The organism is Pseudomonas sp. 22490, assembly GCF_052044465.1.
Classification (GTDB): Bacteria; Pseudomonadota; Gammaproteobacteria; order Pseudomonadales; family Pseudomonadaceae; genus Pseudomonas; species Pseudomonas aeruginosa.
Window position 1 is genome coordinate 63,611 of sequence record NZ_JBQENS010000014.1, and the last position, 23,981, is coordinate 87,591.

Below are 23,981 nucleotides of genomic sequence, written 5' to 3' on the forward strand. Positions count from 1 at the left end.
CAAGACGCCGAGGAGACGCGGCATGAAGCTTTTCCAGCGCACCGCCAAGGATGGGAACGAGTTGGGCGACCTGCTCGAACCGGAAAAGAAGCCGCTCAAGGCAGCGTCCGAACGCGCTGACGGCAAGGACCTGCTGCCCGGCATAGGCGCCAGCCTGCTGGGCGTGGCGGCCGCCGGCGCCCTGCTCTGGTTCGGCGTCTTCGGCGGCGCCGGTGAGGCGCAGCAGCGCCAGTTGGACGCGGCCTGGGCCGAAGGCCAGGCCGGCGCCTTGCGCCAGGCCTTGCAGCAACTCGCCGCCGACACCCGCGCCGCCGCGGCCAGCCCCCTCGCCCTCGAAGCCCTGCAAAGCGGCGACGCCACCCGCATCGAGGCCGCCCAGCGCAGCCTGCTGGCCTGGGACGGCGTGGTCGATGCCCACCTGAACGCGCCCGGCCAGGCCGCCCAGGACAACGACAGCCCCGGCCCGGTCAGCTTCGCCGCCCTGGATATCCTGCACCGGGTGGAAAGTGGCCAGAACGTCGCCGCCGAAGCCTACAAGGTCGGCCAGCGCTGGCTGCTGTACAGCGCCGCGCCGGTGCGCGGCGCCGACCAGAGCCTGCAAGGCACGCTGCTGCTGGCGGTCGACCTGCAACGGCTGCTGCGCGCCCTGCCGCCCTTGCCGGGCGATGCCGGCCAGGTACAACTGGTCCAGCAGTTCTCCGGCGCACCGGCCCAGGTGCTGCTGCAACGCGGTACGCCGGCGCCGGGCAAGGGTGCGCAAGCGCTGGACAGCGGCAATCCGAACTGGAAACTGAACTACACGCCCGGCAGCGTCGCTTCGACCCAGGCCTCGCCGCTGCTGCTGGCACTCGCGGCGCTGCTGGCGCTGCTCGGCGGCATCCTCGGCACCTACCTCACCCGTTCGTCGCTGTTGCGCCGCCTGCATCAGGATGTCCTGACCCTCGGTCAGTATCTTCAGGAACTCGGCGGGCAACGCACTGCCAAACCCCCTGTGCCTAGCCTGCCGGGCTTCGCCCCGCTGATCCAGGCATTGGCCCGCCAGCCGCGGCGCAAGCCGGAGCCGACCAGCGTGCCCAGCCCTGCCAAGGCAGCGCCGGTGGCGCCGGTGGCGGTGGCGAAAGCGCCTCCTCGCGAGGAGCCGGCATTGGCAGATCCGTTGTTCCAGAACACCGACATTCTGGATATCGACATTCTCGATGAAGACCAGGACCTCCTGGGATTGGAGCAAACCCCCATCATGAGCACTGCAAAAGCACCGACGCTGCCCGCCAGCATCTTCCGCGCCTACGACATCCGTGGCGTGGTAGGCGATACCCTCACCGCCGAGACCGCCTACTGGATCGGTCGCGCCATCGGCTCGGAAAGCCTCGCCCGCGGCGAACCGTGCGTCGCTGTCGGCCGCGATGGCCGCCTGTCCGGTCCCGAGCTGGTCAAGCAGCTGATCCAGGGCCTGGTGGACTGCGGTTGCCAGGTCAGCGACGTGGGCATGGTGCCTACCCCGGTGCTGTACTACGCGGCCAACGTGCTCGAGGGCAAGTCCGGGGTGATGCTGACCGGCAGCCACAACCCGCCGGACTACAACGGCTTCAAGATCGTGGTCGCCGGCGAGACCCTGGCCAACGAGCAGATCCAGGCCCTGCGCGAGCGCATCGAGAAAAACGACCTGGCATCCGGCGTCGGCAGCGTAGAGCAGGTCGACATCCTGCCGCGCTACTTCAAGCAGATCCGCGACGACATCGCCATGGCCAAGCCGATGAAGGTGGTGGTCGACTGCGGCAACGGCGTGGCCGGGGTGATCGCCCCGCAGTTGATCGAGGCCCTGGGCTGCAGCGTGATCCCGCTGTACTGCGAGGTCGACGGCAACTTCCCGAACCACCATCCGGACCCGGGCAAGCCGGAGAACCTGAAGGACCTGATCGCCAAGGTCAAGGCCGAGAACGCCGACCTGGGCCTGGCCTTCGACGGCGACGGCGATCGCGTCGGCGTGGTCACCAATACCGGTACCATCATCTATCCGGACCGTCTGCTGATGCTGTTCGCCAAGGACGTGGTCTCGCGCAACCCGGGGGCCGACATCATCTTCGACGTCAAGTGCACCCGCCGTCTGATCGCCCTGATCAGCGGCTACGGCGGCCGTCCGGTGATGTGGAAGACCGGCCACTCGCTGATCAAGAAGAAGATGAAGGAAACCGGCGCCCTGCTGGCTGGCGAGATGAGCGGCCACGTGTTCTTCAAGGAGCGCTGGTTCGGCTTCGACGATGGCATCTACAGCGCCGCCCGCCTGCTGGAAATCCTCAGCCAGGATCAGCGTGACAGCGAGCACGTGTTCTCGGCCTTCCCGAGCGACATTTCCACCCCGGAAATCAACATCACCGTCACCGAGGACAGCAAGTTCGCCATCATCGAGGCGCTGCAACGCGACGCCCAATGGGGCGAAGGCAACATCACCACCCTCGACGGCGTGCGGGTCGACTACCCCAAAGGCTGGGGCCTGGTACGCGCCTCCAACACCACTCCCGTGCTGGTCCTGCGCTTCGAAGCGGACACCGAGGAAGAGCTGGAGCGCATCAAGACCGTCTTCCGTAACCAACTGAAGGCAGTGGATTCCTCGCTGCCCGTGCCCTTCTGACATGTCGGAGCTCCCCATGACCCTGAGTCGCGATGACGCCGCCCAGGTTGCCAAGGTCCTTTCCGAGGCCCTGCCCTACATTCGCCGCTTCGTCGGCAAGACGCTGGTGATCAAGTACGGCGGCAACGCCATGGAGAGCGAGGAGCTGAAGGCCGGCTTCGCCCGCGACGTGGTGCTGATGAAAGCGGTCGGCATCAACCCGGTGGTGGTGCATGGCGGCGGCCCGCAGATCGGAGACCTGCTCAAGCGCCTGTCGATCGAGAGCCACTTCATCGACGGCATGCGCGTCACCGACGCGGCGACCATGGACGTGGTGGAGATGGTCCTCGGCGGCCAGGTGAACAAGGACATCGTCAACCTGATCAACCGCCACGGCGGCAGCGCCATCGGCCTGACCGGCAAGGACGCCGAGCTGATCCGCGCGAAGAAGCTCACCGTGACCCGCCAGACCCCGGAGATGACCAAGCCGGAGATCATCGACATCGGCCACGTGGGCGAAGTCACCGGGGTCAACGTCGGGCTGCTGAACATGCTGGTCAAGGGCGACTTCATTCCGGTGATCGCGCCGATCGGCGTGGGCAGCAACGGCGAGTCCTACAACATCAACGCCGACCTGGTGGCCGGCAAGGTGGCGGAAGCGCTGAAGGCCGAGAAACTGATGCTGCTGACCAACATCGCCGGCCTGATGGACAAGCAGGGCCAGGTGCTGACCGGGCTGTCCACCGAACAGGTCAACGAGCTGATCGCCGACGGCACCATCTACGGCGGCATGCTGCCGAAGATCCGCTGCGCCCTGGAAGCGGTGCAGGGCGGCGTGACCAGCGCGCACATCATCGATGGCCGGGTACCGAATGCCGTGCTGCTGGAAATCTTCACCGACAGCGGCGTCGGCACCCTGATCAGCAACCGCAAGCGTCACTGATCCGCCCGCCACGGCGCGCTCCGGCGCGCCATGGCGGTTCCTCCATTAGCGTCGCGCGGCCAGCGTGAAGACCTGGTCCAACGGGCTCGTGCCCTCGCTACGGAAGGTCGCCGGGCTCACTCCCGTCCAGCGCTTGAACGCGCGCCTGAAACTGCGGATATCACGATATCCCACTTCCTCGGTGATACGTTCGATGGACATCCCGGGGTTGCCCAGCAGGCTCATCGCCCGCCCTCGCCGCACCTGCTCCAGCAACGCCTCGAAGGTCAGCCCGTGTTCGGCCAGCCGGCGCCGCAGGGTGCGGCTGCTCATGTTCAGTTCGGCGGAAATCCTTTCGATCTGGCTGCCCAGGCTTAGGTCGCGGGCGATGGCCCGTTCCACCGCCTGGACCAAGTCGAGTTTCCGGTGCACCTGGGTGCTTTCCTGCTCCAGCAGGGCCAGCGCCTGGCGCAACGCCGGCAGGTTGTGGTTGGGCAGGCGCATGTCCAGCCAGTGGCTGGCGATCGCCATGCGGTTGTGCAGGCAGCCGAAGCGTACCTGGGGGCCCAGCAGGCGCAGGTATTCGCCCGCGTAGGGCGGAGCGGCATGGATGAGTTCGATGCCCAGCGGTTCGAACGCCGGGCTGACCAGGGCACGCCCATACACCAGCAGGCTGGCGAAGAACTCCTCGATGGCGAACACCTGCACCTCGCTGCTGGGCAGGTGGCATTCAACCTCGACGAAGAAGGTGTCGCCCTGCTGGTAGACGCTGGAGGTGACGATACCGCCCGAGCTGTGCTGGTAGCGCACGCCGATGTCGAACGCGTCGCGCAGGGTCCGGCACAGCGACAGCACATGGCCCAGCAGGCCAAGGGTGCCGAGCACGTTCTGGTGTCCGACCCACAGCCCCAGTCCCCGCTCCGGCAGGGCCTGGAGGGCACGCTGGATCATGCTCACGGCCTGGCGGTAGGAGATGCGCTGGGTAGGGTCCTGCAGGTCTTCGACGGTGAAGCCCAGGCCCCGGCACAACCGCGCGGGATCGACACCATGGCCTTCGACCACCTCGGCCAGCGTCTGCAGCAGGAAGGTGGATACCTGGGCGAGTTCGTAGCGCGCATCGGCGGCATTGTTGTGCATGGGCGAAATCCTGAGCCGGTCTCGGCTTCGTTCTTGTTCTGGCGGTGGATCGCGACATGGGATGAGCGTCCCATCATATAGCGTTCCGCACAGATGTAACAAAGCATTGCGCAGTGTCCGCAAATCCCCCCTCGCTGACCGTCAATGCCCTGCCTCGGCCTGCCGTTAGGGCTTATTCCTATGCCGTGCCCCGAGCCACGCCAACAATAATAAGAGCCCGCCCATGAACCCGATCCGCCCCCACAGGCCCCTGCGCCTGGCCGCCTGCGTCACCCTCGCCGTCAGCTGCTGCACCCACGCCAGCGAAGGCGGCGTGGACAACATTGGTCCAGGAACCGACGGTTTCTTCACCCTGCCATTGGACGTCGACAACCTCCCGGACCACATGTTCGCCTTCAACGTCTACTACAACCACTACGAAGCCAGGAAGCTGAACATCAGCTCCTTCGGCGGCAAGGTGTCCGACGTGAAGATCAGCTCGGATGCGATCATCCCTCGCCTGGACTACCTGAGCCCGCTGCGGATCTTCGGCGGGCGCCTGGGCGGCTACATCGCCCAGCCCTATCTCCGCCAACGGGTGGCCGCGTTCGGCCTGAGCGACGAACGGGAAAGCATGGGCGACACCACCTTCGCGCCAATCATCCTCTGGGACATGGGCAAGGACCTGACCCTGGCCGCCGCCGTGGAGGTCACCGTGCCCACCGGCAAGTACGATGCCGAGCGGCTGGCCAACACCAGCAACAACTTCTACACCTACAAGCCGCTGTTCTCCTTCACCTGGCTGCCCACCGAACGCACCGAGCTGTCGCTGAAGGCCACCTACAGCTTCAACATGGAAAACCACGACACCGACTATCGCTCGGGGCAGATCTTCCATTTCGACTATTCCGCCAGCTATCGGGTGACCGACAACCTGCGCCTCGGCCTGAACGGCTACTACCTCAAGCAGACCACCGACGACAAACAGAACGGCGAGACCGTACGGGTGTTCGGTTTCGGCGAGGAAGTCGACGATGGCGTACGCGGCCAGGTCTTCGCCATCGGCCCGGCCGTGCACCTGACCTTCCTCAAGTACGCCAGCGCGGAGATCCGCTGGGCCAAGGAATTCGACGTGGAGAACCGCCCCGAGGGCGACATGCTCTGGGCCAAGCTGACCATTCCGTTCGAACTCTGAGGCATCGGAACGAAGCGGCAGCCCGGTATCCGCGGGCTGCCGCCATCGACGAGGAAAAGCGCCAGGCGTCCTAGGCGTAAACCGGCCAGCGCTCGACGATCCGCCCGCCGCGCAGCGCCAGCAGGTCGCCGAATTGCAGCAGCACCGACTCGCTCTGGGTCGGCCGCAGGAAGACCTGGTCGTCCACCTCCAGGCCCACCGAAGGCGAGCCGTTGACCATTTCCTGGTTCGAGCTGCGCCCGTAGATGCCGTTGCTGCGCAGTCCCTCGGGCGAGGCGAAGTCGGCCATCCAGTTGCCGCCGTAGATGAAGAAGGTGCCGCGCTGGTTGGGGTCCCACCAGGAAAACAGCCGCGACTTGCCGTCCAGCGCCGGGATCTGCACCGCGCCGGTGCTCTTGAGTACCGGCGTGGCGATGTAGACGGCCGGCACATGCTCGGCCAGGGACGCCAGGTCGTAGTGGCTCGGCTTGAGCATGGCGGTGCCCACCGAGACCTCGCTGCTCAGCGTTTCCTTCTCGTGCATGCGATAGCTGGGGCTGCCGGCGGTATTCAAGGTCAGCTGTGGCGTCCACAGCGCGGCGAAGCGCTGGCGGGCGAAGTCGACATGTCCCTGGTAGAGCGCCATGACCTTGGCGAACAGCTCTTCGGGCGAACCGAGGATGCCCGGCACACCCATTCCGACGAAGGGGTCGTAGCCCATGAAGCCGGCGAACTCCAGGTGCTGCGGATGCGCCGCGATCAGCGCCAGCAATTCACCCAGCGCGGCCTGGTCGGCCACCCCGCCGCGATGCAGGCCGACGTCCAGTTCGATGTTGACGCGCATCCGGGTCCCCAGCCCCTGGGCCAGCGCCAGGTACTGACGCAAGCGCTGCGGCGTATCGATCAGCCATTGCAGCTGCCGCGCCGGGTCGAACGCGCCCTTGTGCTCGCGGTAGAACAGTTCCGCCGAACGCACCGGCAACGGCTTGCCGAGGAGGATGTCGGCATCCGCAAAAGCGACCGCGTCGTGGTTGAGGAACGGTTGGTGGAAGGACATCAGCCGCCGGGTGCCGGCGCGCCTGGCGATGTACGCCAGCAGGCCGGGCGAGGGCAGCGACTTCTCCACCAGCCGCAGATGCTTGCCGCCGCGGCGGACCGAACGCATCACCACATCGATGTTGTGGTCCAGGCGATCGAGGTCGATGAGCAGCACCGGGCACATCGGGCCATTGGCCTTGAGTTCGCGGTTCAGCGCGCGGAAATAGTCGTCGTACGGCCCGCCACGGTCGGCGGGACGCATCCAGGCGGCAGTTCCCGCCAGCAGCGCGCCGGCCCCGAGGCCGGCGAACATGAACTTGCGTCGATTCACGGCGTCGCTCCTTTCAGGTCACGCCCAGGATGGAAGAGAGGTGCGCATTGAGGAACCGCCCGCGGGGATCCAGCGCCTGGCGCACCTCGGCGAACGCCTTCCAGCGCGGATAGAGCCCCTGCAACTGGTGCGCGTTGAGGCCATGCAGCTTGCCCCAGTGCGGACGCCCGGCGTATTTCCAGAAGATCGGTTCCACCGCGGCGAAGAAGTTGTGGTGGTCCATGCTGTAGTGCTGATGCACGGAAATGGAACAACTGTCGCGGCCCTCGAACATGCTCAGGGGAATGTCGTCGGCCTTCACGTAGCGATACTCGATGGGAAACCAGGTGCGCAGGTCCTTGTCGCGGATCAGCGCGAGGATTTCCCGCAGGCAGGCGGGGCCATGCTCGGCGGGGACCGAATACTCCATCTCGTTGAAGCGCACGTTGCGCACGTTGGCGTAGACCGCATAGGAATCGTCGACCCGCTCGTCGAAGCGGGCGAAATGGCGCAGGCTGTTGAGCAGGGTGCGGCGGGTCTCCGGGAAGTCGCTGAGATACTTGTCGAGACCTTCGATCAGGCCGACGAACTCGTTGCCGCCTTCCTTCGCCGGGTCCAGGGGCGGGGTCTTCGGCTCGTCGGTCTCGTTAAGGGCGATCGACAGGGCGTAGTCGGAGTGGGTCACCACCAGCATCTCCCAGTGCTGGTTCTCGCGCGTGTTCTTCTCCACGTCCTCCAGCAACTCCTCGGTCCGGGCGATCCACTGCCGTTCACGCAGGCGGTAGGCCGCGCGGTTCTGCAGGCGCACCCGGGTCACGACGCCCAGCGCCCCCAGCGAGACCCGCGCGGCATCGAACACCTCCACGTTGCGCTTGGCGTCGCACTCGAGCACCTCGCCGCTCGCGGTGACCAGTTGCAAACCGCGAACCTGGGCGGAATAGGAACCGAAGCCGACCCCGGTGCCATGGGTGGAAGTAGCGATGGCGCCGGCCAGGGTCTGGTAATCGATATCGGCCATGTTCACCAGCGCCTGGCCGATCTCCTTGAGCGGAGCGCCCATCTGCGACATCGGCGTACCGCCGCCGAACTCGGCCTGGAGGGTCGCGCTGTCGTGGCTGAGCAAGCCGCTGAAGTAGGCGAGCGAGAGCAGGGTGCCGTCGGTCGGGACCAACGCGCTGAACGAATGCCCGGAGCCCACCGGGCGGATCCTGCCGGACGCCTGGCGGATGATCCGGACCAGTTCGTCGAGGTCTTTCGGTGCCTCCCGCGCCAGGGGCAGGCAGCTTTGCGCGCCGGACCAGTTGCGCCAGGGAATCAGGCGCGGTGCGCGGAGCAACTCCGCCAGCGCGGGGTTTCCCACCATGGCGGCGAACGCACCGAGCGCTCCCGCCCGTTGCAGGAGCTGGCGTCGCGACAGATGACTTGGCATGCCGGTATCCCCTATCGGTCCTGCGCTGCGGACATGAAATCGATCAAAGCCCGGAACTGTTCTTCCGAGCACTGCATGCACATGCCCATGGGTGGCATGCCCTTGTACCCGTTGATGCTGTGGTCCAGCAGGGTGTCGATGCCCTGCGCCAGGCGTGGCGCCCAGGCAGCGGCATCGCCGGTCAGCGGCGCGCCGGAGGCGGGATTGGCGTGACAGAGCTTGCAACTGGCGGAATACACCTGCGCCAACGCAGGGTCCGCAGGGACACGCTGGGAATCGGCGGCCCGCGCCGGCGGCTCCGTGGATTCTCCGCAGGCCACCAGCATCAGGCCCAGGGCAAGCAGCAACCCCGGGCGGCAAAGGCGCGAGTTGCCCGGTCCGGGGCGGAGCGTGGACGACATGGTGTTCCTCTCTCGTTGCGCACGGCGTGCGTTCTCGTCGAACAACACTAAGGCCGCGACGCCCCGAGGATGAGGGCAATGCGGGCCAGCGACGGGGGGTTCTGCGGCCAGCCCTTTCGCACCGCGCGATGGCGGTCTAGAGTCGATGTCTGCAGCAGCGTCGAGGAGCCGGCATGAGCAGCGCAGCACAGCGCCAGAACTACACCTTCTTCCATTCCCTGCGGGTTCGCTGGGCGGAGGTCGATCCGCAGGGCATCGTCTTCAACGGCAACTATCTGACCTATCTCGACGTCGCCACCACCGAGTACTACCGCCAGCTCGGCATGTCCTACCCGGCCGACCTGCTGCGCGGCGGAGGCGATCTGTTCGCGGTGAAGAGCACCCTGGAATACCGCGCCCCGGCGCATTTCGACGACTGGCTGGACATCGGCACCCGCGTGGCGCGGCTGGGGCGCAGCAGCCTGGTTTTCGAGCTGGGCATCTGGCGCGACGAGCAGTTGCTCACCGTCGGCGAGCTGGTCTACGTCTATGCGGATGCGAACGAGCGACAGAGCCAGCCCCTGCCGGACTGGCTGCGCGAGAAGATCAGGGCGTTCGAGCGACAGTCGCCAGTGGAATCAGGGACTCACGCCGAGTAGCTGGGAGAGCCGCGCGCGGTCGGCGGCATAGGTTCTTTCCGCGTCTTCGCGGGCCTTCTGGAAACGCCCGATCTCGCCCTGCAGGCGCTTTTCCTCCTGCTTGAGATCGTCCAACTGGTCCACCAGCGCCTGCGCCACCGGACGTCCGGCACGCTCCTGGTTGGCCGCCTGGCCTTGCAGGTTGGCCTGTTGCAGCTTGAGCGACTGCAGGTTGCCGCGCGCCACGCTGCTCAGCCCGTCCAGTTCCGCCAGGCGCCGTTCGCGAGCGCGGTCGACGTCCTCGAGGCTGGAATACAGGCGCAGCAGCTGCGCATCGGAGCTGGCCTGGGCTTGGGCCGCCTTGCGCTGCCGCAGTTCCTCGGCGGTCGGCGCCGGCGGTACGGTGCGGATAACCCGGCCCTGGTCGTTGAGGACCTGGTAGCCCTTGCCGATGTACTGCGGCGGCACACCCTGGCGGTCGAGCACCACCACGCCCTTGTCGTTGACGTAGCGGTACAGCTCCACCGCTCCGCCCGGCGCCGCCTGGGCGCCGAAGGAAAGCCCCTGGAGCACCAGCCCCAGGGCCATCAGGCAACGCATTACATCCTGTCCGACCATGCCAGTCCCTTGTGAAAGGTTCAGATACCGTATTGGGCGCGATAGGCCTCTACCGCCGGCAGATGCTTCTTCAGTTCAGCATCTTCGGCAAGATATTCCAGCACCTGCTCCAGGGAAACGATGCTCACCACCGGCATGCCGAAGTCGCGCTCGACCTCCTGGATCGCCGACAGCTCGCCCTTGCCGCGCTCCTGGCGGTTCAGCGCGATCAGCACGCCCGCGGCCCTGGCGCCCTGGGCGTCGATGATCTGCATCACTTCGCGGATCGCGGTGCCGGCGGTGATCACGTCGTCGATGATCAGCACCCGGCCGCTCAGCGGCGCGCCGACCAGCGTGCCGCCTTCGCCGTGGTCCTTGGCTTCCTTGCGGTTGAAGCACCAGGGCAGGTCGCGTTGGTGCTGCTCGGCGAGGGCCACCGCGGTGGTGGCGGCCAGGGGAATGCCCTTGTAGGCCGGGCCGAACAGGACGTCGAAGTCGATTCCGCTGTCGATCACCGCCTCGGCGTAGAAGCGTCCCAGGCGGGCCAGCGCCAGGCCGCTGTCGAACAGGCCGGCATTGAAGAAATAGGGGCTGGTGCGCCCGGACTTGAGGGTGAACTCACCGAAGCGCAGAACCCCGCGCTCGATGGCGAAACGAATGAAATCGCGCTGATACGCCTGCATGAATGACACCAAGCCGCATGAATTTAGCTAAACCGTTTGAGCTCGGGTATCATACACGCACGTGATTTTGGGGGCCATTTATGCGGATCATCAGTGTGAACGTGAATGGTATTCAGGCTGCGGCCGAGCGCGGTTTGCTCAGTTGGCTGCAAGCACAGAATGCCGACGTGATCTGCTTGCAGGACACCCGAGCCTCCGCCTTCGATCTGGATGACCCGTCCTTCCAACTGGACGGCTACTTCCTTTATGCCTGCGATGCCGAGCTACCCGAACAGGGCGGTGTCGCACTCTACAGCCGTTTGCAGCCCAAAGCTGTGATCAGCGGCTTAGGTTTCGAAACGGCCGATCGTTACGGGCGCTACCTGCAAGCCGACTTCGACAAGGTGAGTATCGCCACCCTGCTGCTGCCTTCCGGGCAGAGCGGAGACGAGAGCTTGAACCAGAAATTCAAGTTCATGGACGACTTCACCCATTACTTGAGCAAGCAGCGTCGCAAGCGCCGCGAATACATCTACTGCGGCTCGCTGTACGTCGCCCATCAGAAGATGGATGTGAAGAACTGGCGCGAATGTCAGCAGATGCCGGGCTTCCTCGCGCCCGAACGGGCCTGGCTGGACGAAGTGTTCGGCAACCTCGGCTATGCCGACGCCCTGCGCGAAGTCAGCCGCGAAGGCGACCAGTTCAGTTGGTGGCCGGACAGCGAACAGGCCGAGATGCTCAACCTCGGCTGGCGCTTCGACTACCAGGTGCTGACCCCCGGCCTGCGCCGCTTCGTGCGCAACGCCAAGCTGCCGCGCCAGCCGCGCTTCTCCCAGCATGCGCCGCTGATCGTCGACTACGACTGGCAGTTGAGCATCTGAGCCCTGTCAGACACGAAAAAGCCGGCGCATGCGCCGGCTTTTCTATTTCCCGTGCGGCCTACTTGATCAGCCGCAGGCAGAACGGATAGCGATAGGCCTTGCCTTCGTTGGCCTTGATGCCGGCGATGATGGTCAACACCAGCGCCGCCAGGCAGACCAGGCCGAGCAGGAAGAAGCCGATCACCACCAGCATCAGCAGGAAGCTGACGAACATCGCCAGCGCCACGGTGATCTGGAAGTTCAGCGCTTCCTTGCCCTGGGCGTCGACGAACGGATCGCTCTCGCGCTTGAGTTGCCAGACGATCAGCGGCCCGAGCAGGCTGCCGAAGGGAAACACCAGGCCGATGAACGCCGCGAAATGGCAGAACATCGCCCATTGCCGGGCTTCCTGGCCGGGGGTCGCGGCGACCTCTTCGGATACATCGTTCATGTAGCGCTCCTTCTCCGGGGCCCGGCAGGCAGTGCCGGGCGTCTGCTCATTCGGCCAGCGCGGCGCGCTGAAGTTCGAACAGCTCCTGCATGCCCTGCTGGGCCAGTTCGAGCATGGCGTTCAGCTCGGCGGGACGGAACGGCGCGCCTTCGGCGGTTCCCTGCACCTCGATGAAGCCGCCGGCATCGGTCATCACTACGTTCAGGTCGGTTTCCGCGGCGGAATCCTCAAGGTAGTCCAGGTCGAGGACCGGCACGCCCTGGTAGATGCCCACGGAAACGGCGGCGACCATCTGCTTCAGCGGATTGCCCTTGAGCGCGCCACGCTTCTTCAGCACCGCCAGGGCGTCGATCAGCGCCACGGTGGCGCCGGTGATCGAGGCGGTGCGGGTGCCGCCGTCGGCCTGGATCACGTCGCAGTCGATGTACAGGGTGTTCTCGCCGAGCTTGCTGAGGTCCAGCGCCGCTCGCAGGGAGCGGCCGATCAGGCGCTGGATCTCCAGGGTACGACCGCCCTGCTTGCCGCGGCTGGCCTCGCGCTGGTTACGCTCGCCGGTGGAGCGCGGCAGCATGCCGTACTCGGCGGTCAGCCAACCCTGGCCCTGGCCCTTGAGGAAGCGCGGCACCCCAGACTCCGCGCTGACGGTGCAGATCACCTTGGTATCGCCGAACTCGACCAGCACCGAACCTTCTGCGTGCTTGGTGTAATGGCGGGTGATGCGGATCGGGCGCAGCTGGTCGGCGGCACGGCCACTGGGACGATTCATCGTGGATATCCTGTACTGAGAAAGCGGAATTGGCCGCCATTATAGAGGCCAGCCCGGGCTCTCAACCACCGTCGGCGTGCGGGCCCCGCCGGACGTGGGTTACAATGCCCGGCTCGAATCACGGCAGCCGCGCGCGTCTGGCGCCGAACGCACTCCCCACACGACTATCGAGGTAGACCCATGGTGCACAGCATGACCGCCTTCGCCCGCGTCGAGCAGGCCGGTACCCACGGCACCCTGAGCTGGGAGCTGCGCTCGGTCAACCACCGTTACCTGGAGCCCCACCTGCGCCTGCCCGACGCCTTCCGCGACCTCGAAGGCGCGGTGCGCGAGGCGCTGCGCCAGGGCCTGTCGCGTGGCAAGGTGGAATGCACCCTGCGCTTCGCCGAGGAAACCGCCGGCAAGAGCCTGCAGGTCGACCAGGAGCGCGCCCGCCAACTGGTCGCCGCCGCCGAAGGCGTAGCCGCCCTGATCCGCCAGCCGGCGCCGCTCGATCCGCTCGCCGTGCTGGCCTGGCCCGGCGTACTGGTGGCCGACTCGGCCGATCCGCAGGCGCTCAACGCCGCCGCCCTGGAAGCCTTCGGCCAGGCCCTGGAGCAACTCAAGGCCGGCCGCTCGCGCGAAGGCCTGGAGCTGGCGAAGCTGCTCAACGATCGGCTCGACGCGATGCTGGTGGAAGTCGGCAACCTGCGCGAACTGGTGCCGACCATGCTGGCCAACCAGCGGCAGAAGATCCTCGACCGCTTCGCCGAACTCAAGGCCGAACTCGATCCGCAGCGCCTGGAGCAGGAACTGGTCCTGCTGGCGCAGAAGAGCGATGTCGCCGAGGAGCTGGACCGCCTCGCCACCCACGTCGGCGAGGTCCGCCGGGTCCTCAAGGCCGGCGGCGCCGCCGGTCGGCGCCTGGACTTCCTGATGCAGGAACTCAACCGGGAAGCCAACACTCTAGGCTCCAAGGCGTTCGACCCGCGCTCGACCCAGGCGGCGGTCAACCTCAAGGTCCTGATCGAGCAGATGCGCGAGCAGGTCCAGAACATCGAATGACCCGCGGGCGCCTCCGCCCGATCTCTTTCCAACCCGTACGAAGCACCAGGAACACCTCATGTCCGGCACCCTGTACATCGTTTCCGCTCCCTCCGGCGCCGGCAAGACCAGCCTGGTGAAGGCCCTGCTCGACGCCGCCCCCGAGGTCCGCGTGTCCGTCTCCCATACCACCCGCGGCATGCGTCCGGGCGAGGTGGACGGGGTCAACTACCACTTCACCAGCCGCGAGGAATTCCTCGCCATGCTCGAGCGCAACGAGTTCCTCGAGCATGCCGAAGTCTTCGGCAACCTCTACGGCACCTCGCAGCGCTGGGTCGAGAAAACCCTCGCCGAAGGCCTCGACCTGATCCTCGAGATCGACTGGCAGGGCGCCCAGCAGGTGCGCCGGCTGATGCCCGAGGCCCAATCGATCTTCATCCTCCCGCCGAGCCAGGAAGCCCTGCGCCAGCGCCTGACCAACCGCGGCCAGGACAGCGACGAGGTGATCGAGCGGCGCATGCGCGAAGCCGTCAGCGAAATGAGCCACTACGTGGAGTACGATCACCTGGTGATCAACGACGATTTCGCCCACGCCCTGGACGACCTCAAGGCGATCTTCCGCGCCCGCCAGTTGCGCCAGGACGCCCAGCAGCAACGCCACGCCGAACTGCTCGGTCGTCTGCTCGCCTAAATCGGCTCTTCCATAAAGATTGGCGATTTTTTAGACTATTCAGTCCGCCCGGCAAACGTCGGGCTCACTTTTCGTTACGAGGAACACCATGGCCCGCGTCACCGTTGAAGACTGCCTGGACAACGTCGATAACCGTTTCGAGCTGGTCATGCTCGCCACCAAGCGCGCCCGTCAGCTGGCTACCGGCGGCAAGGAGCCGAAAGTGGCCTGGGAAAACGACAAGCCGACCGTCGTCGCCCTGCGCGAGATCGCTTCCGGCCTGGTCGATGAGAACGTCGTCCAGCAGGAAGACATCGTCGAGGACGAACCGCTGTTCGCAGCGTTCGACGACGAGGCCAACACCGAGGCCCTGTAAGCCATGGCCTCGGCTCGACGTCGCCTGCGAGCGCCGCAACCCGCCTACGGGCAGGGGGTGAACCCTTGCCGGGCATAGACGCCTTCGCCGACAGACTGTCGAGCTACCTCGGGCCGGACCAGGTCAACCTGGTCCGCCGCGCCTACTACTACGCCGAGCAGGCCCACGACGGGCAACGCCGCCGCAGCGGCGAACCGTACGTGACCCACCCGCTGGCGGTCTCCAACATCCTCGCCGACATGCACATGGACCATCAGAGCCTGATGGCCGCGATGCTGCACGACGTGATCGAGGACACCGGCATCGCCAAGGAAGCGCTCACCGCGCAGTTCGGCGAGACGGTTTCGGAACTGGTCGACGGGGTCAGCAAGCTGACCCAGATGAACTTCGAGACCAAGGCCGAGGCCCAGGCCGAGAACTTCCAGAAGATGGCCATGGCCATGGCCCGCGACATCCGCGTGATCCTGGTCAAGCTGGCCGACCGCCTGCACAACATGCGCACCCTCGAGGTGCTGTCCGGCGAAAAGCGCCGGCGCATCGCCAAGGAAACCCTGGAAATCTACGCGCCCATCGCCAACCGCCTGGGCATGCACACCATGCGCGTGGAGTTCGAGGACCTCGGTTTCAAGGCCATGCACCCGATGCGCGCCGAGCGCATCCGCCAGGCGGTGAAGAAGGCCCGCGGCAACCGCCGCGAGATCGTCGGCAAGATCCAGGAGTCGCTGGTCAACTGCCTCGCCCGGGAAGGCATGGAAGGCCAGGTGATCGGCCGCGAGAAGCACCTCTACAGCATCTACCAGAAGATGCGCGGCAAGCGTAAGGCGTTCAACGAGATCATGGACGTCTACGCCTTCCGCATCATCGTCGACAAGGTCGATACCTGCTATCGCGTGCTGGGCGCCGTGCACAGCCTGTACAAGCCGTTCCCCGGACGCTTCAAGGACTACATCGCGATTCCCAAGGCCAACGGCTACCAGTCGCTGCATACCACCCTGTTCGGCATGCACGGGGTGCCCATCGAGATCCAGATCCGTACCCGCGAGATGGAAGAGATGGCCAACCACGGGATCGCCGCTCACTGGCTGTACAAGTCCAACGACGAGACGCCCAAGGGCACCCATGCCCGCGCCCGGCAATGGGTGAAGGGCGTGCTGGAACTGCAGCAGCGCGCCGGCAACTCGCTGGAATTCATCGAGAACGTGAAGATCGACCTGTTCCCGGACGAGGTCTACGTGTTCACGCCCAAGGGCCGCATCATGGAACTGCCCAAGGGTTCCACCGCGGTCGACTTCGCCTACGCGGTGCACACCGACGTCGGCAACAGTTGCATCGCCTGCCGCATCAACCGTCGCCTGGCGCCGCTCTCCGAGCCGTTGCAGAGCGGCCAGACGGTGGAAATCGTCACCGCCCCGGGCGCCCGGCCGAACCCGGCCTGGCTGAGCTTCGTGGTCACCGGCAAGGCGCGCACCCATATCCGCCATGCGCTCAAGCTGCAACGCCGCTCCGAGTCGATCAACCTCGGCGAGCGCCTGCTGAACAAGACCCTTACCGGCTTCGACAGCCACCTCGAGAAGATTCCCCAGGAACGCATCCAGGCCGTGCTCGCCGAGTACCGCATGGAAGTCTTCGAGGACCTGCTGGAAGAGATCGGCCTGGGCAACCGCATGGCCTACGTGGTCGCCCGCCGCCTGCTGTCCAGCGAGGGCGAGGAAGCGCCAAGCGCCGAGGGTCCGCTGGCGATCCGCGGCACCGAAGGCCTGGTCCTGAGCTACGCCAAGTGCTGCACGCCGATTCCCGGCGACCCGATCGTTGGCCACCTGTCCGCCGGCAAGGGCATGGTGGTGCACCTGGAAAGCTGCAAGAACATCAGCGAAGTACGCCACAACCCGGAAAAATGCATCCAGCTCAGCTGGGCCAAGGATGTCACCGGCGAATTCAATGTCGAACTGCGCGTCGAGCTGGAGCACCAGCGTGGCCTGATCGCCCTGCTCGCCACCAGCGTCAACGCGGCCGACGGCAACATCGAGAAGATCAGCATGGACGAGCGCGACGGCCGCATCAGCGTAGTCCAGCTGGTCGTCAGCGTGCACGATCGCGTCCACCTGGCCCGCGTCATCAAGAAGCTGCGCGCCCTCAAGGGAGTGATCCGGATCACCCGCCTGCGTAGCTGACCCGCTTTTTCCTGTGTCATCCGGCGCCCCCGCGCCCACTCGATTTCAGCAAGGAGTTCCCATGACCAAGACCGTTATCCACACCGACAACGCCCCGGCCGCCATCGGCACCTACTCCCAGGCCATCAAGGCCGGCAATACCGTCTACGTGTCCGGGCAGATCCCGCTGGACCCGAAGACCATGGAACTGGTGGAAGGCTTCGAGGAGCAGACCGTCCAGGTGTTCGAGAACCTCAAGGCGGTGATCGAGGCTTCCGGCGGCTACCTGCACGACGTCGCCAAGCTGAACATCTTCCTCACCGACCTGTCGCACTTCGCCAAGGTCAACGAGATCATGGGCCGCTACTTCACCCAACCCTACCCGGCGCGCGCCGCTATCGGCGTAGCCGCCCTGCCGAAGGGCGCACAGGTGGAAATGGACGCCATCGTCGTCCTCGAATAAGCCGGATGTTCGCGACGGGGCCCAAGGCCCCGTCGCTCTGCATGGAGTAGCACGATGCGCCGCGTGATTTTCCTCGCCGCAGCCGCCACCCTGCTGGCCGGCTGCGCCGGCACGGCCGATCCGTCCGGCACCTGGATCAACCAGGCCGCGATCGACGCCGCGAGCAAGGACGGCAAGCTGCGCGAGGCCCTGCTCGCCTATGGCCCGAACCTGGAATGGAAGCTCGACAGCAAGGCAGGCGAAGCCACCTTCAGCAACGGCTTCGAACTGGGCGAAGGGACCCTGAGCAAGAGCGATGACGAGCACTGGAAGGTTGCCTTCTATGGCGACGACAACCAGGAGAGTCTCGAACTGGACGGCAAGGATCTGATCCAGCAGGCCAGCGCCAACGGCCCGGAACAGCGTTTCCGCCGTCTCGACCCGCAACCCGCGGCCAACAGCCCTGCCGGCAGCGGTTTCGAGCGGGCCTTGTATGGCAGCTATCTGAAGGGCAGCTGGAAGATCCGCGAAGGCCAGGGCCAGGGCGGCAAGGTCGAGTTCCAGGCCAATGGCCTGGTCAGCGGTCTGCCCGGCGCCGAACGCTACGCGCTGTGTCTGGCCGGCGATTGCGCAGCGATGAGCGGCGACAACGACAGCATCTGGCTGCAACAAGGCAACCGCGGCCGCGAATTGCTGTTCAGCCTCGACGACGACGAGCTGCAACTGTTCGAAGCGGTCAATACCGCCGGCGCCAACGAGATGCCCAGCTACGTGCCCGGCAAGCGCGTCTGGCTGCTGGAGCGCTGACGCCTCTCAGAGGGCGGCCAGCACCAGCCAGCCGCCCAGCGCCAGCAGCAGGACGCCGCACAGCCGGTCCAGCGCACCTACCCGCCGTTGCAACCAGCCGCGCCAGCGCGGCCTGTCCAGCAGGCGCACCAGCGCCATGTCCCAGCACAGCACCGCCAGGCTCATCCACGCCAGGCACAGGGCCAGCGCCCAGCCCGGCAGGCTGAAGCGCGCCAGCACGCCGAACAGCCCCGCATAGAAGATCGGCAGCTTGGGATTCAGGCTGCTCGCCAGCAGGCCGTCGCGCAGCCCGCGCAGATAGCCGCCGCGGGACGGGACGTCGCGCTGCGCCGGCATTTCCAGTCGCCTCTGCGCAAGCAGCGCCTGGCCCGCCAGCCAGAGGAAGTACAGTCCGCCGAGCGCCTGCAGCCAGCGCAAGGCGCTGTGCGCCGAGTCCGGCACGCTGGCCAGCAGGCCGAGCACCAGCAGCATGCTCAGGAGGTTGGCCAGGGCGATGCCGGCGGCCACCCCGTCGGCCTGGCGCCGGCCGCGCAGCAGGGCGGCGCGCACCAACAGGAAGAAGTCCGGCCCCGGCGACAGCAGGGCAGCGAAATGGGTACTGGCGACAAGGACGAACGCAGCGAACATGAAGGCCCCTCGAAACGCGAAGGCCTCCAGTCTGTGCAGCACGGCGGGCGCCGTATTGGAAAAAACTCAGGTCTTGGCGCTGCGCCGGAACTGCCCCGGAGTGACCCCGGTGAAACGCCGGAAGGTCGTGGAGAAGTGCGCCTGGTCGTAGAAGCCGAGGTGCTGGGCGAGTTCCGCCAGCGGCCGTTCTTCCAGCAACAGGCGCTTGGCCTGGCGCACCCGGCATTGCAGTTGGTAGGTATGCGGCGGCACGCCGTAGGCACGCCGGAAAGCCTCGATCAGGTGGCGCGGGTGGCGCTGCAGCAACTGCGCCAGCTGGTCCAGACCGAGCGCCTCGGTGGCATGCGCTTCCAGGTAATCGCGCAGGCGTGCGGTGGTTCCGCCGTCGCGGGGCGCCGCAGCCGCCGGGCGCAAGCCGCCGTGGCGCACGAAGACCTGTTCGAGCAAGGCCAGCAGGCGGCTTTCCAACCCCAATGCGTCGCTGCGCTGGAAATCCTCGGCCAGCCACGCCAGGCCAGCCGCCACGCTGCCGTCGTCGGCCGGGTTCAGTTCGCCGAAGCCGCGCGGCAACTGTTTGCGGCCGAGCAGGCCGAGCAGGCGCGTTTCCTCGACATAGAGCATCCGGTAGACCAGCCGCTCGGATTCGGCGTGCCCGGTATGTGGCTCTTCCGGGTTCATCAGCGACAGGGTGCCGGCCGGCAGCGCATGGCGCCGCCCGCGGCACTGGTAGCCGCCGACGCCGTGGAGGATCGAGCCGATGGCGAAGGCCGAATGGCTGTGGCGGCCGAACGCCTGGCCGGAGAAGTCCGCATGGAACAGCTCCACGCCAGGCAGCCAGGGACGCGCCAACAACCGGTTGGCAGCCATCAGGCGTCCCCGAGTACCGCCGCGTAGCCCTCGCGGTAGCTGGGATAGCGCGGCACCCAGCCGAGCGCCCGGGCGCGGCGATTGCTGCAACGCTTGCTGCCGGCGCGGCGTACCGAATGTTCGTCGGCCCATTGGCTGACGCCCAGGCGCTGGCGCAGGTAGTCGACCACCTCGTGCATCGCCACGGGCGCGTCGTCGACACCGATGTAGCAGTCCTCCAGCGCCTGGCCGCCGGCATCGGCGCGCAACAGGAAGGCCAGCAGCCCGGCCGCATCGTCGGCGTGGATCCGGTTGGCATACAGGGGCGGCTCGCTGACCACCCGGTAACCCTGGCGCACCTGGTTGAGCAGCCACTCCCGCCCCGGACCGTAGATGCCGGCCAGGCGCACGCGGGTAGCCGGTATCCCGCTGTCCAGCGCGACCTGCTCGGCGTCGAGCATGATCCGTCCGGAATAGGCCTGGGAAAGCGCCGGCGACTCCTCGTCGATCCAGCCGCCATCGGTCTGCGCGTAGACCCCGGTGCTGGAGACGAACAGCAGGCGCCTGGGCCGCTGGCCGCGGGCCTGCAACCAGCCCAGCACATGGCGCAGGCCGTCGACGTAGGCGGCACGGTAGCCAGCCTCGTCGTGCTGACTGGCGGCGGCGCTGTACACCAGGTAGTCGAGCGGCTCGCTCGGCCACTGCGCGGGACACTCCGGAGCCTGCAGATCGCCAGCCACCGGCAGGATCCCCTGCGGCAAGGCGTCCACCGAGCGACGCAGGCCATGGACCCGCCAGCCATCGGCCAGCAGCGCCTCGCCGAGGCGCCCGCCGACATCGCCGCAGCCGGCGATCATCACTGTTTGCGACATGAAGCCGTCTCCTTCCTACAACAAGGCGGGCAGTGTAGGCGTCGAATCGTCTGCAATGCACGCCCGATCATGCCCCCGGAGGTTGGTTCGCGGCGGTGCAGCCGCTATGCTTGGCCGATCTTAACGGATGAGCAGCCATGACCCTCACCGAACTGCGCTACATCGTCACCCTCGCCCAGGAACAACACTTCGGCCGCGCCGCCGAGCGTTGCCACGTCAGCCAACCGACCCTCTCGGTCGGCGTGAAGAAGCTCGAGGACGAGCTGGGGGTGCTGATCTTCGAGCGCAGCAAGAGCGCCGTGCGCCTGACGCCAGTGGGCGAAGGCATCGTCGCCCAGGCGCAGAAGGTCCTCGAACAGGCCCAGGGCATCCGCGAGCTGGCCCAGGCCGGCAAGAACCAGTTGGCCGCGCCGCTGAAGGTCGGCGCCATCTACACCATCGGTCCCTACCTGTTCCCGCATCTGATTCCCCAGCTGCACCGGGTCGCGCCGCAGATGCCGCTGTACATCGAGGAGAACTTCACCCATATCCTCCGCGACAAGCTGCGTACCGGCGAACTCGACGCGATCATCATCGCCCTGCCGTTCCAGGAAGCCGACGTCCTGACCAAGCCGCTGTTCGACGAGCCCTTCTATGTGCTGATGCCGGCCGACCATCCTTGGACCGCCAAGGCCAGCATCGATTCCGAGCTGCTCAACGACAAGAGCCTGCTCCTGCTCGGCGAAGGCCACTGCTTCCGCGACCAGGTGCTGGAAGCCTGCCCGACCGTGCGCAAGGGCGACGAGAACAAGCACACCACGGTGGAGTCCTCGTCGCTGGAGACCATCCGCCACATGGTCGCCTCCGGACTGGGCGTCTCGGTGCTGCCGTTCTCCGCGGTGGACAGCCACCACTACGCGCCGGGCGTCATCGAAGTGCGCCCGTTCAGCGCGCCGGTGCCGTTCCGTACCGTTGCCATCGCCTGGCGCGCCAGCTTCCCGCGTCCACGCGCCATCGAAGTGCTGGCCGACTCGATCCGCCTGTGCTCGGTGGCCCGTCCGCAAACCCAGGAACAACCGCAAATCGCATGACCGAGCTGTCCAGGGTCCCGGTTACCGCGCTAAAGGGCGTAGGCGCCGCGCTGGCGGAGAAGCTCGCTCGGGTAGGCCTGGAAACCCTGCAGGACATCCTGTTCCACCTGCCCCTGCGCTACCAGGACCGTACCCGCGTCACCGCCATCGGCGCCCTGCGGCCAGGGGCCGACGCGGTGGTCGAGGGCGTGGTGGCCGGCGCCGACGTGGTGATGGGGCGCCGCCGCAGCCTGCTGGTGCGCCTGCAGGACGGCAGCGGCACCCTGAGCCTGCGCTTCTACCATTTCAGCCAGGCGCAGAAGGACGGTCTCAAGCGCGGCACCCACCTGCGCTGCTACGGCGAAGTCCGGCCGGGTGCCTCGGGCCTGGAGATCTACCATCCGGAATACCGCGCGCTGAACGGCGACGAGCCGATTCCGGTGGAGCAGACCCTGACGCCGATCTACCCGACTACCGAGGGCCTCACCCAGCAGCGCCTGCGCCAGTTGAGCCAACAGGCCCTGGCCATGCTCGGCCCCAGCAGCCTGCCCGACTGGCTGCCGGCGGAACTGGCCCGCGACTACCAACTTGGCCCGCTCGACCAGGCGATCCGCTACCTGCACCGGCCGCCGCCGGATGCCGACATCGAGGAACTGGCCGAAGGCCGGCACTGGGCGCAGTTGCGCCTGGCCTTCGAAGAACTGCTGACCCACCAGTTATCCCTGCAGCGCCTGCGCGAAGCCGTGCGCTCGCAGGCAGCGCCGCGCTTGCCGGCGGCCAGCCGCTTGCCGAAACGCTTCCTTGCCAACCTCGGCTTCCAGCCGACCGGCGCGCAACGCCGGGTCGGCGCGGAGATCGCCTACGACCTGGCCCAGGACGAACCGATGCTGCGCCTGGTGCAAGGCGACGTCGGCGCCGGCAAGACCGTGGTCGCCGCCCTCGCCGCCCTGCAAGCCATAGAGGCCGGTTACCAGGTGGCGCTGATGGCGCCGACCGAGATCCTCGCCGAGCAGCATTTCCTCAACTTCAGCAAGTGGCTCCAGCCGCTGGACATCGAAGTCGCCTGGCTGGCCGGCAAGCTCAAGGGCAAGGCCCGCGCGGCGGCACTGGAACGCATCGGCGACGGCGCGCCGATGGTGGTCGGCACCCACGCGCTGTTCCAGGATGAAGTGAAATTCAAGCGCCTTGCACTGGCGATCATCGACGAACAGCACCGCTTCGGCGTGCAGCAGCGCCTGGCCCTGCGCCAGAAGGGCGTGGACGGCAGGCTCTGCCCACACCAGTTGATCATGACCGCCACGCCGATCCCGCGGACCCTGGCGATGAGCGCCTATGCCGACCTCGACACCTCGATCCTCGACGAGCTGCCGCCCGGGCGTACCCCGGTGAATACCGTGCTGGTGGCCGACAGCCGCCGTATCGAGGTGATCGAGCGAGTCCGCGCGGCTTGCCGCGAAGGGCGCCAGGCCTACTGGGTGTGTACCCTGATCGAAGAGTCCGAGGAGCTTACCTGCCAGGCCGCCGAGACCACCTACGAAGAGCTTTCCTCGGCGCTGGGCGAACTGCGTGTCGGCCTGATCCACGGGCGCATGAAGCCGGCGGACAAGGCCGTGGTGATGGAGGCCTTCAAGGAAGGCATGTTGCAACTGCTGGTGGCGACCACGGTGATCGAGGTCGGCGTCGACGTGCCCAACGCCAGCCTGATGATCATCGAGAACCCCGAGCGCCTTGGCCTGGCCCAACTGCACCAGCTACGCGGCCGGGTTGGCCGGGGCAGCGCCGCCAGCCACTGCGTGCTGCTCTACCACCCACCGCTGTCGCAGATCGGCCGCGAGCGGCTGGGCATCATGCGCGAAACCAGCGACGGCTTCGTCATCGCCGAGAAGGACCTGGAATTGCGCGGCCCCGGCGAAATGCTCGGCACCCGCCAGACCGGCCTGCTGCAATTCAAGGTCGCCGACCTGATGCGCGACGCAGACCTGCTGCCGGCGGTCCGCGATGCCGCCCAATCCCTCCTGGCGCACTGGCCGCAGCATGTCAGCCCGCTGCTCGAACGGTGGTTGCGCCACGGCCAGCAATACGGTCAAGTGTGATCTATTTCGCTCTCGCTGACCGGCGTAGGTCTCAGTCTTGAAGCAGCTCTGGTTATACTGAGGGAAAATCCAGCT

The 23,981-nt window shown here is 66.7% G+C and carries 24 protein-coding genes; 13 read left to right on the forward strand and 11 right to left on the reverse strand.

The window, feature by feature from the left end; genetic code table 11:
* The first annotated feature begins 22 nt into the window (after positions 1-22).
* Positions 23-2,629, forward strand: a complete 2,607-nt coding sequence (locus tag ACTJJX_RS17140) for a phosphomannomutase/phosphoglucomutase (protein WP_016852264.1) — start codon at positions 23-25, stop codon at positions 2,627-2,629.
* Between the two features lie 16 nt (positions 2,630-2,645).
* On the forward strand, positions 2,646-3,551 hold the full coding sequence (gene argB, locus ACTJJX_RS17145) for an acetylglutamate kinase (RefSeq protein ID WP_003096572.1): 906 nt from the start codon (positions 2,646-2,648) through the stop codon (positions 3,549-3,551).
* Positions 3,552-3,596: 45 nt separating this feature from the next.
* On the opposite strand, the gene sphR is transcribed toward argB, so the two are convergent.
* A complete protein-coding gene (gene sphR, locus ACTJJX_RS17150; RefSeq protein ID WP_003114360.1) occupies positions 3,597-4,667 on the reverse strand; it encodes an AraC family transcriptional regulator SphR in 1,071 nt (356 codons plus the stop codon).
* 223 nt (positions 4,668-4,890) lie between these two features.
* Between sphR and ACTJJX_RS17155 the strand changes: the two genes are divergently transcribed.
* Complete coding sequence (locus ACTJJX_RS17155) at positions 4,891-5,841, forward strand: SphA family protein (protein WP_003114361.1); 951 nt, start codon at positions 4,891-4,893, stop codon at positions 5,839-5,841.
* A 70-nt stretch (positions 5,842-5,911) separates the two neighbouring features.
* Here ACTJJX_RS17155 and ACTJJX_RS17160 read toward each other — a convergent pair whose 3' ends face one another.
* The 3 genes from ACTJJX_RS17160 to ACTJJX_RS17170 all read right to left on the reverse strand — a co-directional run bounded on the left by ACTJJX_RS17160 (position 5,912) and on the right by ACTJJX_RS17170 (position 8,998).
* Complete coding sequence (locus ACTJJX_RS17160) at positions 5,912-7,120, reverse strand: DSD1 family PLP-dependent enzyme (protein WP_003125846.1); 1,209 nt, start codon at positions 7,118-7,120, stop codon at positions 5,912-5,914.
* Positions 7,121-7,202: 82 nt separating this feature from the next.
* Entirely contained in the window at positions 7,203-8,531 is a 1,329-nt protein-coding gene (locus tag ACTJJX_RS17165) for a D-arabinono-1,4-lactone oxidase (RefSeq protein ID WP_003098304.1), read from the reverse strand.
* Positions 8,532-8,608: 77 nt separating this feature from the next.
* Complete coding sequence (locus ACTJJX_RS17170; RefSeq protein WP_003098306.1) at positions 8,609-8,998, reverse strand: c-type cytochrome; 390 nt, start codon at positions 8,996-8,998, stop codon at positions 8,609-8,611.
* 173 nt (positions 8,999-9,171) lie between these two features.
* Between ACTJJX_RS17170 and ACTJJX_RS17175 the strand changes: the two genes are divergently transcribed.
* Positions 9,172-9,636, forward strand: a complete 465-nt coding sequence (locus ACTJJX_RS17175; protein WP_003098308.1) for an acyl-CoA thioesterase — start codon at positions 9,172-9,174, stop codon at positions 9,634-9,636.
* On the opposite strand, the gene ACTJJX_RS17180 is transcribed toward ACTJJX_RS17175, so the two are convergent.
* Positions 9,616-10,233 (reverse strand): hypothetical protein, encoded by a 618-nt coding sequence (locus tag ACTJJX_RS17180; protein ID WP_003161150.1) that lies wholly within the window; start codon positions 10,231-10,233, stop codon positions 9,616-9,618. The two genes, ACTJJX_RS17175 and ACTJJX_RS17180, sit on opposite strands and share 21 nt — an antisense overlap.
* A 20-nt stretch (positions 10,234-10,253) precedes the next feature.
* Positions 10,254-10,895 (reverse strand): orotate phosphoribosyltransferase, encoded by a 642-nt coding sequence (gene pyrE, locus ACTJJX_RS17185; RefSeq protein WP_003096586.1) that lies wholly within the window; start codon positions 10,893-10,895, stop codon positions 10,254-10,256.
* Between the two features lie 80 nt (positions 10,896-10,975).
* Here pyrE and ACTJJX_RS17190 point away from each other — a divergent pair, with 80 nt between their 5' ends.
* A complete protein-coding gene (locus ACTJJX_RS17190) occupies positions 10,976-11,755 on the forward strand; it encodes an exodeoxyribonuclease III (protein ID WP_003098313.1) in 780 nt (259 codons plus the stop codon).
* Positions 11,756-11,813: 58 nt separating this feature from the next.
* On the opposite strand, the gene ACTJJX_RS17195 is transcribed toward ACTJJX_RS17190, so the two are convergent.
* Both ACTJJX_RS17195 and rph read right to left on the reverse strand, forming a co-directional pair.
* Entirely contained in the window at positions 11,814-12,185 is a 372-nt protein-coding gene (locus ACTJJX_RS17195; protein ID WP_003096590.1) for a DUF4870 domain-containing protein, read from the reverse strand.
* A gap of 46 nt (positions 12,186-12,231) precedes the next feature.
* Entirely contained in the window at positions 12,232-12,951 is a 720-nt protein-coding gene (rph, locus tag ACTJJX_RS17200) for a ribonuclease PH (protein WP_003096595.1), read from the reverse strand.
* Between the two features lie 180 nt (positions 12,952-13,131).
* Here rph and ACTJJX_RS17205 point away from each other — a divergent pair, with 180 nt between their 5' ends.
* The 6 genes from ACTJJX_RS17205 to ACTJJX_RS17230 all read left to right on the forward strand — a co-directional run bounded on the left by ACTJJX_RS17205 (position 13,132) and on the right by ACTJJX_RS17230 (position 18,419).
* Positions 13,132-13,995 (forward strand): YicC/YloC family endoribonuclease, encoded by an 864-nt coding sequence (locus ACTJJX_RS17205; RefSeq protein ID WP_003098315.1) that lies wholly within the window; start codon positions 13,132-13,134, stop codon positions 13,993-13,995.
* Positions 13,996-14,053: 58 nt separating this feature from the next.
* Positions 14,054-14,665 (forward strand): guanylate kinase, encoded by a 612-nt coding sequence (gene gmk / locus ACTJJX_RS17210; protein WP_003098317.1) that lies wholly within the window; start codon positions 14,054-14,056, stop codon positions 14,663-14,665.
* 88 nt (positions 14,666-14,753) lie between these two features.
* Positions 14,754-15,020, forward strand: a complete 267-nt coding sequence (rpoZ, locus tag ACTJJX_RS17215; RefSeq protein WP_003096602.1) for a DNA-directed RNA polymerase subunit omega — start codon at positions 14,754-14,756, stop codon at positions 15,018-15,020.
* Between the two features lie 65 nt (positions 15,021-15,085).
* Complete coding sequence (spoT, locus tag ACTJJX_RS17220; RefSeq protein ID WP_003096603.1) at positions 15,086-17,191, forward strand: bifunctional GTP diphosphokinase/guanosine-3',5'-bis pyrophosphate 3'-pyrophosphohydrolase; 2,106 nt, start codon at positions 15,086-15,088, stop codon at positions 17,189-17,191.
* 61 nt (positions 17,192-17,252) lie between these two features.
* Complete coding sequence (locus tag ACTJJX_RS17225) at positions 17,253-17,633, forward strand: RidA family protein (protein ID WP_003096609.1); 381 nt, start codon at positions 17,253-17,255, stop codon at positions 17,631-17,633.
* A 54-nt stretch (positions 17,634-17,687) separates the two neighbouring features.
* On the forward strand, positions 17,688-18,419 hold the full coding sequence (locus ACTJJX_RS17230; RefSeq protein WP_016852265.1) for a hypothetical protein: 732 nt from the start codon (positions 17,688-17,690) through the stop codon (positions 18,417-18,419).
* 6 nt (positions 18,420-18,425) lie between these two features.
* Here the strand turns inward: ACTJJX_RS17230 and ACTJJX_RS17235 are convergent, their stop codons facing one another.
* The 3 genes from ACTJJX_RS17235 to ACTJJX_RS17245 form a co-directional block, all read right to left on the reverse strand.
* A complete protein-coding gene (locus ACTJJX_RS17235; protein WP_003096613.1) occupies positions 18,426-19,046 on the reverse strand; it encodes a LysE family translocator in 621 nt (206 codons plus the stop codon).
* A 66-nt stretch (positions 19,047-19,112) separates the two neighbouring features.
* Positions 19,113-19,913: an AraC family transcriptional regulator gene (locus tag ACTJJX_RS17240; RefSeq protein ID WP_003114367.1), complete on the reverse strand. Its 801-nt coding sequence runs from the start codon at positions 19,911-19,913 to the stop codon at positions 19,113-19,115.
* Complete coding sequence (locus tag ACTJJX_RS17245; RefSeq protein WP_003121310.1) at positions 19,913-20,764, reverse strand: SDR family oxidoreductase; 852 nt, start codon at positions 20,762-20,764, stop codon at positions 19,913-19,915. The genes ACTJJX_RS17240 and ACTJJX_RS17245 overlap by 1 nt, the downstream gene beginning before the upstream one ends.
* Before the next feature lie 137 nt (positions 20,765-20,901).
* Here ACTJJX_RS17245 and oxyR point away from each other — a divergent pair, with 137 nt between their 5' ends.
* Together oxyR and recG are read left to right on the forward strand one after the other, a co-directional pair.
* Positions 20,902-21,834 carry an oxidative stress transcriptional regulator OxyR gene (gene oxyR / locus ACTJJX_RS17250; protein WP_003096622.1) on the forward strand — a complete coding sequence of 311 codons (933 nt, stop codon included), beginning with the start codon at positions 20,902-20,904 and terminating at the stop codon, positions 21,832-21,834.
* Positions 21,831-23,906 (forward strand): ATP-dependent DNA helicase RecG, encoded by a 2,076-nt coding sequence (gene recG, locus ACTJJX_RS17255; protein ID WP_003096624.1) that lies wholly within the window; start codon positions 21,831-21,833, stop codon positions 23,904-23,906. The genes oxyR and recG overlap by 4 nt, the downstream gene beginning before the upstream one ends.
* Positions 23,907-23,981 lie beyond the last annotated feature (75 nt).

Bases quoted from the DNA above. Each gene is read 5' to 3' on its own strand.
- ACTJJX_RS17180 (WP_003161150.1), bottom strand. From the start codon at position 10,233: ATGGTCGGACAGGATGTAATGCGTTGCCTGATGGCCCTGGGGCTGGTG.
- rpoZ (WP_003096602.1), top strand. From the start codon at position 14,754: ATGGCCCGCGTCACCGTTGAAGACTGCCTGGACAACGTCGATAACCGT.
- ACTJJX_RS17190 (WP_003098313.1), top strand. From the start codon at position 10,976: ATGCGGATCATCAGTGTGAACGTGAATGGTATTCAGGCTGCGGCCGAG.
- ACTJJX_RS17175 (WP_003098308.1), top strand. From the start codon at position 9,172: ATGAGCAGCGCAGCACAGCGCCAGAACTACACCTTCTTCCATTCCCTG.
- sphR (WP_003114360.1), bottom strand. From the start codon at position 4,667: ATGCACAACAATGCCGCCGATGCGCGCTACGAACTCGCCCAGGTATCC.
- ACTJJX_RS17195 (WP_003096590.1), bottom strand. From the start codon at position 12,185: ATGAACGATGTATCCGAAGAGGTCGCCGCGACCCCCGGCCAGGAAGCC.
- ACTJJX_RS17240 (WP_003114367.1), bottom strand. From the start codon at position 19,913: ATGGCTGCCAACCGGTTGTTGGCGCGTCCCTGGCTGCCTGGCGTGGAG.
- recG (WP_003096624.1), top strand. From the start codon at position 21,831: ATGACCGAGCTGTCCAGGGTCCCGGTTACCGCGCTAAAGGGCGTAGGC.
- pyrE (WP_003096586.1), bottom strand. From the start codon at position 10,895: ATGCAGGCGTATCAGCGCGATTTCATTCGTTTCGCCATCGAGCGCGGG.
- gmk (WP_003098317.1), top strand. From the start codon at position 14,054: ATGTCCGGCACCCTGTACATCGTTTCCGCTCCCTCCGGCGCCGGCAAG.
- ACTJJX_RS17230 (WP_016852265.1), top strand. From the start codon at position 17,688: ATGCGCCGCGTGATTTTCCTCGCCGCAGCCGCCACCCTGCTGGCCGGC.
- ACTJJX_RS17205 (WP_003098315.1), top strand. From the start codon at position 13,132: ATGGTGCACAGCATGACCGCCTTCGCCCGCGTCGAGCAGGCCGGTACC.
- ACTJJX_RS17155 (WP_003114361.1), top strand. From the start codon at position 4,891: ATGAACCCGATCCGCCCCCACAGGCCCCTGCGCCTGGCCGCCTGCGTC.
- ACTJJX_RS17160 (WP_003125846.1), bottom strand. From the start codon at position 7,120: ATGCGTCCCGCCGACCGTGGCGGGCCGTACGACGACTATTTCCGCGCG.
- ACTJJX_RS17235 (WP_003096613.1), bottom strand. From the start codon at position 19,046: ATGTTCGCTGCGTTCGTCCTTGTCGCCAGTACCCATTTCGCTGCCCTG.
- ACTJJX_RS17170 (WP_003098306.1), bottom strand. From the start codon at position 8,998: ATGTCGTCCACGCTCCGCCCCGGACCGGGCAACTCGCGCCTTTGCCGC.
- oxyR (WP_003096622.1), top strand. From the start codon at position 20,902: ATGACCCTCACCGAACTGCGCTACATCGTCACCCTCGCCCAGGAACAA.
- ACTJJX_RS17140 (WP_016852264.1), top strand. From the start codon at position 23: ATGAAGCTTTTCCAGCGCACCGCCAAGGATGGGAACGAGTTGGGCGAC.
- argB (WP_003096572.1), top strand. From the start codon at position 2,646: ATGACCCTGAGTCGCGATGACGCCGCCCAGGTTGCCAAGGTCCTTTCC.
- ACTJJX_RS17225 (WP_003096609.1), top strand. From the start codon at position 17,253: ATGACCAAGACCGTTATCCACACCGACAACGCCCCGGCCGCCATCGGC.
- ACTJJX_RS17245 (WP_003121310.1), bottom strand. From the start codon at position 20,764: ATGTCGCAAACAGTGATGATCGCCGGCTGCGGCGATGTCGGCGGGCGC.
- ACTJJX_RS17165 (WP_003098304.1), bottom strand. From the start codon at position 8,531: ATGGTGGGAAACCCCGCGCTGGCGGAGTTGCTCCGCGCACCGCGCCTG.
- rph (WP_003096595.1), bottom strand. From the start codon at position 12,951: ATGAATCGTCCCAGTGGCCGTGCCGCCGACCAGCTGCGCCCGATCCGC.